Annotated in this window: 13 protein-coding genes and 1 riboswitch; of the genes, 3 read left to right on the forward strand and 10 right to left on the reverse strand. The window is 59.2% G+C overall.

Annotated features, from left to right (window positions below; genetic code table 11):
- Positions 1–3 precede the first annotated feature (3 nt).
- The 9 genes from ACTQ48_RS03240 to ACTQ48_RS03280 form a co-directional block, all read right to left on the reverse strand.
- The gene (locus tag ACTQ48_RS03240) at positions 4–1,383 is read right to left on the reverse strand and encodes a serine/threonine protein kinase (RefSeq protein WP_441570108.1); all 1,380 of its coding nucleotides are present in this window, start codon (positions 1,381–1,383) and stop codon (positions 4–6) included.
- A gap of 98 nt (positions 1,384–1,481) precedes the next feature.
- Positions 1,482–1,904 carry an XRE family transcriptional regulator gene (locus tag ACTQ48_RS03245; RefSeq protein WP_154517313.1) on the reverse strand — a complete coding sequence of 141 codons (423 nt, stop codon included), beginning with the start codon at positions 1,902–1,904 and terminating at the stop codon, positions 1,482–1,484.
- A gap of 39 nt (positions 1,905–1,943) precedes the next feature.
- Complete coding sequence (locus tag ACTQ48_RS03250; RefSeq protein WP_441570109.1) at positions 1,944–2,486, reverse strand: DUF4352 domain-containing protein; 543 nt, start codon at positions 2,484–2,486, stop codon at positions 1,944–1,946.
- Between the two features lie 420 nt (positions 2,487–2,906).
- On the reverse strand, positions 2,907–4,010 hold the full coding sequence (locus ACTQ48_RS03255) for an ADP-ribosylglycohydrolase family protein (RefSeq protein WP_441048600.1): 1,104 nt from the start codon (positions 4,008–4,010) through the stop codon (positions 2,907–2,909).
- A gap of 9 nt (positions 4,011–4,019) precedes the next feature.
- A complete protein-coding gene (locus ACTQ48_RS03260; RefSeq protein ID WP_427727850.1) occupies positions 4,020–4,943 on the reverse strand; it encodes a GIY-YIG nuclease family protein in 924 nt (307 codons plus the stop codon).
- 480 nt (positions 4,944–5,423) lie between these two features.
- Positions 5,424–5,693: a hypothetical protein gene (locus ACTQ48_RS03265; RefSeq protein WP_441036914.1), complete on the reverse strand. Its 270-nt coding sequence runs from the start codon at positions 5,691–5,693 to the stop codon at positions 5,424–5,426.
- Between the two features lie 83 nt (positions 5,694–5,776).
- Complete coding sequence (locus ACTQ48_RS03270; RefSeq protein WP_427727846.1) at positions 5,777–6,118, reverse strand: HigA family addiction module antitoxin; 342 nt, start codon at positions 6,116–6,118, stop codon at positions 5,777–5,779.
- A complete protein-coding gene (locus tag ACTQ48_RS03275) occupies positions 6,090–6,371 on the reverse strand; it encodes a type II toxin-antitoxin system RelE/ParE family toxin (protein ID WP_441570110.1) in 282 nt (93 codons plus the stop codon). Before ACTQ48_RS03275 ends, ACTQ48_RS03270 begins: the two co-directional genes overlap by 29 nt.
- A gap of 100 nt (positions 6,372–6,471) precedes the next feature.
- Positions 6,472–7,659, reverse strand: a complete 1,188-nt coding sequence (locus ACTQ48_RS03280) for an N-acetyldiaminopimelate deacetylase (protein WP_441570111.1) — start codon at positions 7,657–7,659, stop codon at positions 6,472–6,474.
- A 144-nt stretch (positions 7,660–7,803) separates the two neighbouring features.
- Positions 7,804–7,972: riboswitch (Lysine riboswitch) on the forward strand.
- 65 nt (positions 7,973–8,037) lie between these two features.
- Here ACTQ48_RS03280 and dapA point away from each other — a divergent pair.
- The 3 genes from dapA to dapD are packed head-to-tail and all read left to right on the forward strand — an operon-like array spanning position 8,038 to position 11,839.
- On the forward strand, positions 8,038–10,347 hold the full coding sequence (gene dapA, locus ACTQ48_RS03285) for a 4-hydroxy-tetrahydrodipicolinate synthase (RefSeq protein ID WP_441570112.1): 2,310 nt from the start codon (positions 8,038–8,040) through the stop codon (positions 10,345–10,347).
- Positions 10,340–11,080, forward strand: coding sequence for a 4-hydroxy-tetrahydrodipicolinate reductase (gene dapB / locus ACTQ48_RS03290; RefSeq protein WP_441570113.1), 741 nt, complete (start codon positions 10,340–10,342; stop codon positions 11,078–11,080). Before dapA ends, dapB begins: the two co-directional genes overlap by 8 nt.
- Positions 11,081–11,119: 39 nt before the next feature.
- Positions 11,120–11,839 carry a 2,3,4,5-tetrahydropyridine-2,6-dicarboxylate N-acetyltransferase gene (gene dapD / locus ACTQ48_RS03295; RefSeq protein WP_441570114.1) on the forward strand — a complete coding sequence of 240 codons (720 nt, stop codon included), beginning with the start codon at positions 11,120–11,122 and terminating at the stop codon, positions 11,837–11,839.
- Between the two features lie 587 nt (positions 11,840–12,426).
- On the opposite strand, the gene ACTQ48_RS03300 is transcribed toward dapD, so the two are convergent.
- Positions 12,427–13,431, reverse strand: coding sequence for a nucleoid-associated protein (locus ACTQ48_RS03300; RefSeq protein WP_441570115.1), 1,005 nt, complete (start codon positions 13,429–13,431; stop codon positions 12,427–12,429).
- Positions 13,432–13,599 lie beyond the last annotated feature (168 nt).

A 13,599-nucleotide genomic window follows, 5' to 3' on the forward strand; every position in this document is an offset into this window, starting at 1 on the left:
CTTTTAGGTAGCGGAGGTATCGACGACGCCGGTCGCATTGGCAACCGCGACTATGACGATCATGCATAGGAGCAGCACACCCAATGCCTTGAGCCAGAGTTTCGCGAGCTTCTTGCCGCGATAGCTGTCGAGCAGTGCGAATCGCCGACGAAGACGGCGCTTATCGAGCAGCGCAAAATGCGTAAGCGTCATAAGGCCATCGACAAAGAAAAAATACTCGATTATGAGAAGCCACGTCGGGTAGCTTTGGTTTGCTCCCGTGGGTTGAAAGACGGCAAAGTGACTTCCGGCAAAGAACACAAGCAGCGAGAAGCAGACGAGCGTATTCCAAATGCGCCCCAGGGGCTCCGGAACGCGAGAGAGCAGACCGCATGCAGCGGAGGTGGCAGGCCTAGGAAGCCTTGCGGGGTTCTGGAGCCCTTGGGGCGTCAACAACGTCTCCGAGGCCGGAGTACGGACAGGCACAGGCGCAGGAGGCCGCACGGGGCGACTCAGATCGTATGCCGCGCGCGTCGCCCGTCCCAACGCTTCCGCACTTGCAAAGCGCTTGGCCGGATCGAGCGCCATCGCCATGCAAACGACATCGGCAAGTGGAGTGGGAATGCCGCGCACCTCGCATTGCTCGCGCATGTCGAGCCCTGGTTTAGGGTCGACTCCCGTCAAACAAAAGAACAGCAGGGCACCGAGCGCGTAGACGTCGCTTCGCACGCTCGTCTGCCCAAACCCATACTGCTCGGGCGGCGCATAGGGCCGTGTCCCAAACTTGACAGTATCGGCATCGGCGCCATCGCGCCACACGCGCGCGATCCCCAAGTCGATAATCACCAGCGATGAAAACGTCAGGCCGTCATCAGGCGTATAGTTGGCACCTGTCACGATGATATTCGACGGCTTGAGGTCGCGATGGATCACCGGCGCCGAAGCCTCCCCCGCCATTGCGAAACCGGCATGGAGCTCGCCCACGGCGTCGCAAAGGACAGGATACAATTCACGCGCATAATCGGGAGCGGATCCCAGACGGTCCACCAGTGCCCCGAGTGTCTCCCCTTCGATGTATTCCATAACCACGTTGAGCTCGTCGCCCGAACGACGACAATCGACGATTCTGGGCAGGTGCTCAAAACGCCTGCCTGCCCGCTGAGCGGCAAACAGACGCTCGTATGCCCCGCCGATTTGAGCCGAAGCATCGATGCGTTTACGGACAAAGGGACCGAGCGAACCACCGCCGGTTCCTTCAAAGTACACGAGCTCGGTTGTTTCAACGGACGAGCGCTTAAGTACACGCTCCACGCGATAGCTGTCGTCGCGATCGAGCGACGCCAGGTGCTCGGCAAGCGCTGCGGTCAGCTCGTCATTGGAATATGTTGGGGTCTGAGTATCCATAGCCTCCATCATAGCGCAGGGCGCAGACACCCCATGGCATCCGCGCCCCGTTCGTTTGCATCGTTGTTCGACAGCTCCGCCGGCTCAGATATCAGCGGCTAATTCACCGTCTCCTCGCCAAAGCGATACAGCTCCTCGTTGACCTTTTGGAGGCTGCACCCGCGATCGATGCAAAAGATGATAATCGCATCGCGGCGGTCCTTGCAGTTAAGGACGCTTACCCCGGCAGCCGTCAGCGCACGGTTGGTCTCTTTGAGCGTCAGCGCCATCGCAAAGGCAATCTGCAGTACCTTATTGCGACTCGGATGACGCGCACCGGTAAAGATCTGATAGCCAAAGGTCTCATTGAGATCGGCCATACGAACCACGCGCGAGCGCTCCAAACCCTTTTCCTGCAGTAGCTGCTTCAGGTAATCCGAAAGCGACGGGGCGGCAAAGTCGTGCTCCCTGATATAGCCATCGATGTTCGGCGCATCGAGAAGCTCATTGAGCAACTCCTCGGTCAGCTTTTTATCGGGCATACGACTTCACCTCCCATCCGGCGCAACGGTAGCGACATGCTAGGCCAGCACCCAGCTTGCAGTGGCAGACTTATCAAACATGTTGGCAAAATACAGTGCCTTCTTGATATCGCCATCAAAGTAGATATTGCCCGCCACTGAGCCACCGGCGGAAAGGGTACCAGACTGCAGCTCATCGGAGCCCTCGCTGTAGTAACCCTGATTCTGTTGGGCGCCGTTGGCGTCCTCGCCCTTCCAGTCGTAGATATTGTAATCTGCGCCCTCATCGCCATTGTTGACGTACGTGACGTGAATGCCCATCATGGTCGAACCGTCATAATTTGTAAGGCCGGGCTGGACGGAATCGACAACGACGGAAAGACCGGCAGCCGTGGTCACCGTCGTGCCAACCGCCAGGTCAGTCGTAGGCTGCTCTTCCTTCTTCGCCTCTTCCTTCTTGTCGCCATCGCCAGCGTCCTCGGTGACGGTCGCCTTATCGCTACCACAACCGGCAAGAAGACCGGCAGTCCCCAAGGCGACGGTGGCGAATGCGCCAAGTGCAGCGCGACGGCTCAGCAGCACTTCGTTTTCGAGCTTTTTCATTATGCATCCTTCCTACGATCCGGCTACCGCGCCGGTACACAGCACATCGTAGAAGGCAGCGAGCTCAAATTCATTAGCTGGGAGCTAATGGGGGGGGTTGTAAGCCAGATTGGTACTGGATTGAGAAGATGCCTGTTCAGATGGAGCGGTGATTGAGGCTGCAGCTTGATACCAAAGCGCCCTTGCCGCGCCTCTGGCCGACGTTAGCCGCACCCCTCTCACCTGCAAGATGCCCATGAGGGGGGCTGCCCGTCGAAGATAGCGCGCGCATGGTGTTCGACGATTCCGTCGCCCCGCTATCGAATAAAAGGTATGGTCCTAAGATCACTCAGGCAATAAAGCAATAGCGCTGCGGTATATCTCCCCGTGCTTTAAGTCGGCATCAGCCACCTCAGGCAAGCGATTCAAATCACGGCACCCCTATGCCAGCTCGCGAAGCCTCCCGAGCGCCAGCCTGAACCACTCCAAATCGTCCTCATCAGGCACGCTATCGTACTTCCAGTGCGTTATATAGCGCCACCGAGAGAAGACGCCGCTGCCCAGAAGCCCAACGTCGTCTATGGTGTCTATGTCCTCTCGCAGTCCTTCGGCCGTACCGGAGCGCGGATATGCCCCGGCAAAGGCCTCACCAAAGTCCATGTGCCAACCCAGGCCGAACATGTCATGGGCCAACGCGTGGAAGTCGCGGGTGGGACCGTCCAGCGAATCCTCGAAGCGCTTAACGAACCTGCACAGGTCATCACCGTAAGCCCCGCCGAACAAATAAGGCTCAATCACGTCCTTGCCGCGCAAGGCCTCTAACCACTCGGTCGGAATGCCCTCGTATCCGTACAGGATGCCGGCCAATCCACCGGCCACGCAAGCCGTGGTGTCGGTATCGTCGCCCAGGTTCACGGCGGTCAGTACGCAGTCGCGGTAGTTGTCGGTATGTTCTAGGCACCAGATGGCGGCGTGGTAAGTATCCCACACGTAGCCGCCGCTGGCACCAGCTCTGTCCTCACTCTCGCAGCCGGCGTGCCCGCTGTAAAGCACCTCGCGGGCATAGGCGATCATGTCCACGCAGGCCTGGCAGCAGTCGTCGGTAGCGTGGGTGATCGCGCTGACCTCCCTTATGTCGCAGTCGGAGCATTCCATAAACACCATAGGCAGGCAACGCATGAGCGAGCCGTTGCCCTTGCTGTATTCGCTTGTGAGCCCGCAACCCGTATCGAGCGCCTGCCTGGTGGCGTTGCCGTAGTCGAAGACGTTCCCGTCGGCGGTGTATGCGCCTTCGTTTATCCAATTGCGGAACTTGACGAGGATATCGTCGCAATTGATATCGCCGAGCTCGCGGTAGCTGTCGCACAGCGCGAGCGCCATGGACGTGTCGTCGCTCCATGTGCCCGCAGGCTGGTTGTGCGTGCCGAGGCCCACCATGTCCGTGCAGGTAAAGCTGCCGCGCGGCCTGAACTCGTAGGGCACGCCGAGCGCATCGCCCACGGCCATGCCGTACACGCAGTCCCTCACCGTCCGTAACAAGCCCATGGCGCGCACCTAGTTCCAGTTCATGCCGAACTTGCGCGAACAAAGCACGTCTTTCCAGTGACTCTCGCGCTCGCACACCTCGGCGGTGGTCATCTTGGTGTCGCACACCTCTAGAATGGAGTAGGTGAAGTTTTCCACGATGTACCCAGTTCCGTGCTCGGCCACGATGGCCTTGAACTCCTTGTTGCCGCCAGTCGGGTCCATGGGGTTGGCATAGGCGCTCCAGCGCTGCCAGATACCCAAGTCCGCGCCCGCGTCCTTCTTGCTGTCGCCCGAGGCCGAACCCACGTAGAGTTTCCCCGTCGCGGTGTCGGTGATGCAGTAGACGCCCTTCACGTTGTCCAGCGCCCAGTACCAGTCGGAGCCCACGCTGGCGATAACGGCCTGCAAGGTCTTGTGGTCGATGCACACGTACTTGTAGCCAGGAAAAGGGGCAACGTTGCCCAGGCTCATCGAGTACTCGTACACTACGGGCTCAAAGTCGTGCATCGTGTTCTCGTAGAACTTGTTGTAGATGTCGCGCCCGATAGGCTTCTTCAACTTGATGATGAGGCGCTTAATGTAGGCCTCGTAGTCGGGAAGAAGCGTCAACTTGTAGCCCACGCCGCCCAGCACCTCGGGTACTGCCTTCTCCACTTTGTGCATGCCGCCGAAGATGAAGTACTCGGGCCCGTAGGTGTAGTACTGTGCGAACGAGAGCAGGTAATCCGCATGGTTGAGGTTGTTATTCGCTTGTCCCGTCGCGCTCCTCCACGCGTTCATCTCGTACCATCGCGAGCCGCTATCGGTCTTCTCGGGGGTCGAGGTGTCCTTCAACAGCATGTCGTACGCGCGCACGTTCACGTCGCCAGCATTCATGTTGAATTTGATCTTTGTCTTCTCTGGGTGCGCCACCGGCATCAAATCCCTGAGCGTTATAACAGCATTTCCCATGTTAATTCCGCCGTTTCAGTTTGAAAAGCCTGTAGGTCGAATCATACCACTCGCTTTCCAGACGAAAATTAGCGCTCGGCTAACCGCTCTGCTGTTGTCGTTTCTTATGGCGAAGAAGAGCACGAAGCCGATAAGCCCCGCGCCCGTGTTTATGCCTTGTTTGGCGATTGTTCGTGATGTGCCCGCACAGCTATTTTTGGTGAATAATCCGAAAGTAAGGAAGATAAGCGCGAATCATCCACGCCACCATCCGTCTCGCCCGCACTCGGGCAATACGCAGTGCCCGCTCCTGATCGGCCGTCCCTAGCGCCGGCGCGAACTCTTAGATGGCGTCTTTTGCGCTCATCACCTTGCGGAAGACGGTCGCGTCCTGCTTGCCGATGGGAATCGCGATCTTCTTGCCGCCCGCGCGTCGCACTCCGTCTTGAACAACATGTCCCATCCGCCCCCTCGCCTCATCCTCAAAAGGCTCGTCGAAGCCTAGCCCACCGTGACGGATTCCCCGGTAAAGGTGCTAACGAGCAGCAAAACAAAGAACACAAGGTAGCCGATGCTCAACAGGTAGGCGGTAACCAAAAAGACAATCCATCCCACATCGGTCTTGCCGTCGGCATGGCGTTGCTCGCGATTGCGGCAGAGCCAAATCGTCACGCCAATGGCCACGATCAGCAACACGAGTGCCGCTGCCGCCAACCCGGCAAGCGCAAACATAACGCCAATGCTCACAGCAATAACCGGAAGCAACAACAAGCCGCATCCACACCCACCGGGACTATAAACGGCAGACTGTCGGCGTCGCCCCATCGTCATTCCAACCTCAACATCTTTGAACACTACAATGCGATAGCCTGCTGAACAGGAACGATCTTATCCAGTTCCGGCTCGATGCGCCTCTTTTCCGCCTCGAGGTCAAACGCTATCTGGGCGCGCAGCCAATAACCATCCGTTAGGCCAAAGTAGCGGCAAAGGCGAAGATCGGTGTCAGCCGTAACACGACGCCTCCCCAAAATAATCTGCCCAATACGCTGTGCCGGAATCCCGGTCTCCTTAGCAAGACGATATTGAGAAATGCCCATAGGAACAAGAAATTCCTCTTTGAGAAGTTCACCAGGAGTCACCGGTGACAGCAAATCGGGCGCGGTCTCATCACTTGTGATAATCGACGATTTCGACATTCCAAGCCATCCCCTGTCTCCACTCAAAGCAGACCCGATAGCGCTCATTAACACGGATACTATATTGGCCGGCGCGATCGCCCTTCAACGCTTCAAGACGATTGCCCGGAGGAACGCGAAGGTCATCAAGTGAAGCACAAACCTGCAGTTGACGAATCTTCCTCAATGCGACCCGCTCAAAGGGCACGAACCTCCTGACCCGCACACCCATTGCAAAATGTTCGGTATCCTCATCTTTGTACGATGCAATCATAGTATCGCCTTACGTTAATAACGTCAAACGTTTCTACAGACATACATCTCTATTATACCGTACATTTGTTCGTATTTTCTAGAACATGCGCCCGCGCCGATTAACCAAGCAAAAGCAATCGTTTGTAGACATCGAGGCCCTTGAGCAAAATTTCCTCGTCAAAGAGCATGGTATCAGTGTGAAGAGCGCTCATCGCATAAGCTGGGCAGCCGTCTGCGTCGATCGGGTTTTCTTGCGCCTCTGGCACGCCCGTGCCCAGCAAGAAGAACACGCCCGGCAGATGGCGCTGATAGAACGCAAAGTCCTCGGCAATTAACAGCGGCTCCTCCACAAGCTGCAGGCCGGGCAAGGCAGGCGCGACGCTGGCAAACAACTCGGGGTCGTTGTCGACCGGCGGATAGCCCTCGGCAAAGTCGAGATCGTACGTGCAGCCCGTTGCAGCGCATGCCTCATCAAGCACGCGGCGCACGCCCTCGCGCGCCCGATCGAACATGCCGTCCGTAAACACACGCAGGCTTCCGGCCACATGGGCCTCCCCCGCCACCGCGTTGCAAACCGTACCGGCCTGCAGCAGACCAAACTTGCCGATACAGGGCTCGTCGCCGCCCAGCTCGTCCATCAGCTCGCGCTCGGCAACCAAAAACTTCGCTGCCGCCAACGCGGCATCGTGCGACTCCTCGACCGGCACGCCATAGGTCTTAGCAATATGGATGCTCGTACCGTGAATATAGATATGCGTCTCGCTCGAACGCGCCAGCAGCGGACCGGAACAGCTCGCCAACGTGCCGGCAGGCAGATCGGGCCACACATGGAAGCCAAAAATGCGGTCGACCCCATAGCGCTCGAACACGCCGCTCTCGCATACCGTCTTGGCACCACCGGTCGTTTCCTCGGCCGGCTGGAACACAAAGAGCACGTTGCGCCTCATGACGCCCGGCTGCTCGCGAATCGTACGGTCGACATACGTCGCGGCGGCAAGTGCCATGGCCATGTGACCGTCATGTCCGCAAGCGTGCATCTTGCCGGGATGGGTCGAGGCAAAGGCCGCCCCTGTCGCCTCCTCAATGGGCAGCGCATCCATATCGGCGCGAATCGCCGTGGCATGCGCGGCATCAACGCCGGCGTCGAAGAAAGCGCAGACGCAGCTGGGGCACGGATGGGTCACTTCGCAGGTGAGCGGTGCCAGCACGCCCTCGATATAGGCAATGGTTTGCGGAAGATCGAAATCGAGCTCCGGAATGCGATGGAGATCGCGGCGATAGCGACGGAGTTCTTGGAGCTCGGTCATAGAGGATCCCTTCGTGAGGCACATTTGTTGCAACTTATTGTGATACAGGATTGTGGCGCACATGTTTCCAGCATATCCCTGCATTTTTTAAACGTTATATACGAATACTCTTGTTTGGTAAAGTGCAACGTGATAGGGTCTTTACCACTTGATAGAGGCGCGGGCACGAAGAGCCGCGGGCGAGTCGGCAGGCTTTGACCCCGCGGGGAGGCGAAACCCGCCGAACTGGGTTTTTCGGGCACGAACAACCTGGTGGGCCTGTGGGAAACACCCACAGGACTGTCTGCAGCAATGCGGGAGCGCTATCCGGACATTGGGTCCACGCTATGCGGATTCGATGCGCAGATGGCGCCGTCTGGATAGCGAGGTTTACGGGACATGGCATTGACCCCCAACGAGGCATATGCGGCCAAGCAGCCGTTTGTGGACAAGGAGACGCTCGAGCATATCGTCGAGCAGTTCCCCACGCCGTTTCATCTATACGACGAGGCGGGCATCCGCCGCAACATGCAAGAGGTGCGCGACGCCTTTGCGTGGAACCCGGGCTTTAAGGAATACTTTGCCGTCAAGGCTAACCCCAACCCGGCACTCATCTCCATTCTCAACGAATACGGCTGCGGCTGCGATTGCTCGAGCTATACCGAGCTCATGATCGCCCGCTCTCTGGGTATCACGGGACACGACATCATGTTCTCGTCCAACGACACGCCGGCTGCGGACTTTGAGCTCGCCGACAAGCTGGGTGCCATCGTCAACTTTGACGACATCAGCCACATCGAGTTCTTTGAGCGTGTTGCGGGACCCATCCCCAAGACGGTCAGCTGCCGCTTTAATCCGGGCGGCCTGTTCCAGCTCTCCAACGGCATCATGGACAACCCCGGCGACTCCAAATACGGCATCCCCACCGAGCAACTCTTCGAGGCCTTCCGTATGCTCAAGACCAAGGGTGCCGAGGACTTTGGCATCCACGCCTTCCTTGCCAGCAACACCGTCACCAACGACTACTACCCCAAGCTCGCGCGCATCCTCTTTGAGCTTGCCGTGCGCCTGGAGCGCGAGACCGGCGCACACGTCGCCTTCATCAATCTATCCGGCGGCGTCGGCATCCCCTACCTGCCCGAGCAGCAGGCCAACGACATTCACGCCATCGGCGAGGGAGTGCACGCGGCATACGACGAGATCCTGGTCCCCGCAGGCATGGGCGATGTGGCAATCTACACCGAGATGGGCCGCTTTATGATGGGCCCCTACGGCTGCCTGGTCACCAAGGCCATCCACGAGAAGCAGATCTACAAGGACTATATCGGTGTCGATGCAAGCGCCGTCGATTTGATCCGCCCCGCCATGTATGGTGCCTACCACCACATTACGGTGATGGGTCAGCCGGGCGGCGCCGACAAGGGCACAGCGCCCGTCACGAACACCTATGACATCACGGGCAATCTGTGCGAGAACAACGACAAGTTCGCCATCGATCGCGAGCTACCGCATATCGACATGGGCGACCTGCTTGTAATCCACGATACCGGTGCGCATGGCTACTCCATGGGCTACAACTACAACGGACGGCTGCGCTCCGCCGAGGTCCTGCTGCGCCCCGATGGCGCGGCCGACCTCATCCGCCGCGCCGAGCGCCCGGGCGATTACTTTGCCACGCTCGACGTGCTGCCGTGCGGCCGAGAACTGTTGGCCAAGTCGCGCGCCGAAAGTGCCCGCCGCCGCGCCCAAGACGAGCGCCTGGCAGTCGCCGCCCAATGGAACAAGCGCATCCAGATCGCCGAAGCGAAGGAGAAGAACATGGACATCCGCAATCTCGAGGGCTCAATCGTCGCCCTGGTTACGCCGTTTAAAAAGGACGGCAGTGTCGACTTTGATGCGCTCGAGCGCCTTATCGATTTCCACCTGCAAAATGGCACCGACGCCATCCTCGCCCTGGGCACCACCGGCGAGAGTGCCACGATGACCGACGACGAGGACAACTCCGTTGTCGCCGCGGTGGTCAAGCAAGTTGCAGGACGCGTCCCCGTCATCGCCGGCTCGGGCTCCAACTCCACGCAGACCATGCTCACCAAGTCGCTCACTTACCAGGGCTTGGGAGCCGACGGCCTGCTGCTCATTACCCCCTACTACAACAAATCCAACGAAGAGGGTATCTACCAGCACTTTAAGACCGTCGCCGATGCCGTAGACATCCCCTGCATCCTGTACAACATCCCCGGCCGCTGTGGCTGCGGCATCAGCGAGCGCAACGTGGAGCGCTTGGCCGCGCACCCCAACATCATGGGTATTAAGGAAGCCTCGGGCAACGTCGCCTACGCCGCCAAGATCGCCCACCTGCTGTCCGACGACTTCCGCATGTACTCGGGCGAGGACGCGCTCACCGTGCCGCTCATGAGCTTGGGTGCTTCGGGCACCATTAGCGTGTGGGCCGACGTGCAGCCGCAGCTCGTACATGACATGTGCCGCGCCTATCTGGACGGTGACGTGGCACGTGCCCGCGATATCCAGATTGCCGGCCAGCCGCTTATCAATGCCCTCTTTAGCGAGGTCAACCCCATCCCCGTCAAGGAAGCGCTCGCCCAGATGGGTATGATCGAGGCAAACTACCGCATGCCGCTGTGCCCCATGGCAGACGACACGCGCTCCGCACTTACCGATGCTCTGAAGGGAGCTGGTCTGCTTGATTAAGACCGTCATTATGGGAACGGGCCGCATGGGCTCGCTCATCCGCACTACCGCCGAGGGTATTGTCGACGCTGCCGGAGAGCCCGTTTTTGACATCGTCGCCCAGATCGGCTTCGACTTGTCAGAGCTCGAGAACGCTCCGGCGGCCGACGTCATCATCGACTTCTCGAACGTTGCGACCTTCGACGCCGTCGTTGCCTATGTCGAGCGCACGGGTGCGGCGTTGGTCTCGGGCACCACAGGCTATACGCCCGAGCAGATGGATCGCCTGCGCGAGCTGGGTCAGAGCACCCGCGTCATGCACTCCGGCAATTACTCCATCGGTATCGCAGCCCTGCGTCATCTGGTGGCACAGGCCACGCGAGAGCTGCCCGGCTTTGACTGCGAAATCGTCGAGACGCACCACAACCAAAAGGTCGACGCCCCCAGCGGCACTGCCAAGTTGCTGCTCGACGCCGTCGTCGAAGCCGAGCCCGAGGCAGGCTACCACCCCGTCTATGGCCGCGAGGGCATGTGCGGAGCGCGCGACCCCAAGGAGATCGGCATGCACTCGCTGCGCGGTGGCACTGTCGCCGGCGTGCACGAAGTGAGTTTCTTTGGCCAGGACGAGGAGGTCACGCTCGCGCATCGCGCCACGAGTCGTCAGATCTTTGTCAACGGCGCCTTGGCAGCCGCGCAGAAGCTCGTCACCCGCGAACCCGGCTTCTATACGTTCGACCAGGTCATGTTTGCCTAACCAGGTATCAACCGGATCCACCCAAAGGAGAGACCGCAAATGAGCAACGCAGCCGAAATGGATGCACAGGAGATTATCAACTATATCGCCACCGCGCCCAAGAAGACGCCCGTCAAGCTGTACGTGCGCGAAAAGCCGGGCATGAAGGTCCAGTGGGGCAATACGCATGTCTATGGCGGCCGCCGTGGAAAGACTGTATTTGGCGACTGGGATGAGCTCAAGGCAATCCTCGACGCCAACGTCGATTCCATCGACTACTACGATGTGGAGAACGACTGCCGCAACTCCGCCGTGCCCATGCTCGACCTCAAGGGCATCAACGCCCGCATCGAGCCGGGTGCGATCATCCGCGACCGCGTCGAGATCGGCGACCGTGCCGTCATCATGATGGGCGCCATCATCAACATCGGCTCCGTCATTGGCGAAGGCTCCATGATCGATATGGGCGCCGTGCTGGGCGGTCGCGCCACCGTGGGCAAGAACTGCCACATCGGCGCCGGCACCGTGCTGGCAGGCGTCGTGGAGCCCGCCAGCGCCACGCCCGTCATCATCGAGGACGACGTTATGATCGGCGCCAATGCTGTGGTCCTGGAAGGCGTGCGCGTGGGCAAGGGTGCTGTCGTTGCCGCCGGCGCCGTGTGCGTCGAGGACGTCCCCGCCGGCGCCGTGGTCGCCGGTGTCCCTGCCCGCGTTATCAAGATGCGCGACGAGAAGACCGACAGCAAGACCGGTCTCGAGGAAGGCCTGCGCCAGCTCTAATAGTTACGCGGTTTTACCAAACCGCGTAACTTGTCGACGCTGCAAACGACCCAGAGCGGCAATCTGACGTTCAATCGTCGGGCATGACCAGAAAATAGTTACGCGGTTTTACCAAACCGCGTAACTTGTCGACGCTGCAAACGCCCCTAAGCGGCAATCTGACGTTCAATCGTCGGTCGCGTACCGAAGTACGCTTCCCTCCTCTTTCACGTCACCTTGCTCGCCTAGGGGCGTTTTCGCTGACGTGTGCTCAACCTACGACGCGATGTCGGCAACCAAGCCGAAAACAACAAAGGCCGAAGCACCATCGGAGCTTCGGCCTTCATCATCTCAGGGCTCCGTCGTATTCAACCATGGCGGGTTGCTTTGACAGGCGCCCTACGGCCGTCTTATAGACCTCGGAACGATCGCGCCGTCCTATTGCCACAATCTCGGCAATCTCAACCATTCCGTCCTCTCGGATTCGGAAAACCATTTTGAGTCCCGCATTCCGCCATTTAATCTTTTTGCAGCCGGCGAGCTCGCCGTGAAGCGGCGTTCCGATTTCATCAGCGCGCGTCTTTAATTTTATTCAAAAGTTAAAAGCCTTATCGATTCTCGATGCTACCGATGTTTTTGAGCTCGATGGAGATGAGGCCGTTGGGCTCGTTGACGAACTCGATGTACTCGGAGTTCGAACCCATCTCGGCCGGAAAGCTGATCTCGATACCCGTGTCGGTACGAATCTTATGATTGCGTACGGCCGCGCTGTCGACTTGCTTGCGCTCCACGGGCACGCGCTCGGGAACCTTCTCCTCGGTCAGCGCCGCACGCACGCTCTCCTTGATGACCGGCTCGTCCTCAAAGACCTCATCGACGATATCCCAAGGCGGCAGCTCCTCGTCGTCTTCAACCTTCTCGGCAACGGCGGCTTTGACCTTGGCGAGCGCTACGGCCGTGTTGGCGCCGTGCTCTTCGGCGACCTCCTCGACCACGCGCGTCACCGTGTCGATGACCTCCTTACCCGAAACCCCCGTGTCGCACTGCAGCAGACCGTCGGGAATGAGCATGCGATCCTCGCCGGCAATCTTGCGCTTCTTATCCACGTAGCCGATCTCCATGGTGCTCGCGCGCACGATGGCATAGCTCGGCACCTTTTGCGAGGGGTTTGGCAAAATGGCGTAGTGGCGCGCGATGTCGTTACGAACCTCGCCCTCTTCGCGACCCACCTCGTGCATGAATGCCTGCTTGGAGCCCAGCAGCATCACGGCAAACCAGCGGGCATCTTCATCATCGTCAAAGTCCGCCACAAGCACGTCAGTGGACTCGGCTTTCTCGGCCTTGGTGAGTTCGGAAGAGATGAACTCCGCAATCTGCTGAGACAAGTCCACGAACTCACGCTCGCCAAAGAAATAGCCCTTGAGCTCGCCGCCAAACGCAGAGTTCTCCGCAAACGTGGCGCGCTTATTGTCGGCCGAGGTACGTGCGCGGCGCAGATGCGTGGTCACAAAGCTGCGCACGGTACGGCTTTCGATATCCAGCTCGCGCTGGCTCATGACGTTGACGGCAGAGTCAAAGTCCAGGATATGCAGAATCGCGTGATTGATTTTCATATACGGCATTCCGTTCTAGATCGCTTTTGGCACGAACCAGTATAGCGGTCGAGTCCGCCCCAGGCGCATCGAAGATTGGTGCAAACAAGCCTGTCCCCTTTGCATAAAAAAGCGCCCGGGTCACATGGGCCCGGACGCCTTCATTGTAGCTTTTCGCTCTAGCGAGCT

The sequence above is a fragment of the Collinsella sp. Sow4_E3 genome, assembly GCF_052116285.1.
Lineage (GTDB): Bacteria > Actinomycetota > Coriobacteriia > Coriobacteriales > Coriobacteriaceae > Collinsella.

Excerpts from the sequence above, each read along its gene's own strand:
- ACTQ48_RS03240 (WP_441570108.1), bottom strand. The coding sequence starts at position 1,383 with ATGGATACTCAGACCCCAACATATTCCAATGACGAGCTGACCGCAGCG.
- ACTQ48_RS03245 (WP_154517313.1), bottom strand. The coding sequence starts at position 1,904 with ATGCCCGATAAAAAGCTGACCGAGGAGTTGCTCAATGAGCTTCTCGAT.
- ACTQ48_RS03250 (WP_441570109.1), bottom strand. The coding sequence starts at position 2,486 with ATGAAAAAGCTCGAAAACGAAGTGCTGCTGAGCCGTCGCGCTGCACTT.
- ACTQ48_RS03255 (WP_441048600.1), bottom strand. The coding sequence starts at position 4,010 with ATGGGCTTGTTACGGACGGTGAGGGACTGCGTGTACGGCATGGCCGTG.
- ACTQ48_RS03260 (WP_427727850.1), bottom strand. The coding sequence starts at position 4,943 with ATGGGAAATGCTGTTATAACGCTCAGGGATTTGATGCCGGTGGCGCAC.
- ACTQ48_RS03270 (WP_427727846.1), bottom strand. The coding sequence starts at position 6,118 with ATGTCGAAATCGTCGATTATCACAAGTGATGAGACCGCGCCCGATTTG.
- ACTQ48_RS03275 (WP_441570110.1), bottom strand. The coding sequence starts at position 6,371 with ATGATTGCATCGTACAAAGATGAGGATACCGAACATTTTGCAATGGGT.
- ACTQ48_RS03280 (WP_441570111.1), bottom strand. The coding sequence starts at position 7,659 with ATGACCGAGCTCCAAGAACTCCGTCGCTATCGCCGCGATCTCCATCGC.
- dapA (WP_441570112.1), top strand. The coding sequence starts at position 8,038 with ATGGCATTGACCCCCAACGAGGCATATGCGGCCAAGCAGCCGTTTGTG.
- dapD (WP_441570114.1), top strand. The coding sequence starts at position 11,120 with ATGAGCAACGCAGCCGAAATGGATGCACAGGAGATTATCAACTATATC.
- ACTQ48_RS03300 (WP_441570115.1), bottom strand. The coding sequence starts at position 13,431 with ATGAAAATCAATCACGCGATTCTGCATATCCTGGACTTTGACTCTGCC.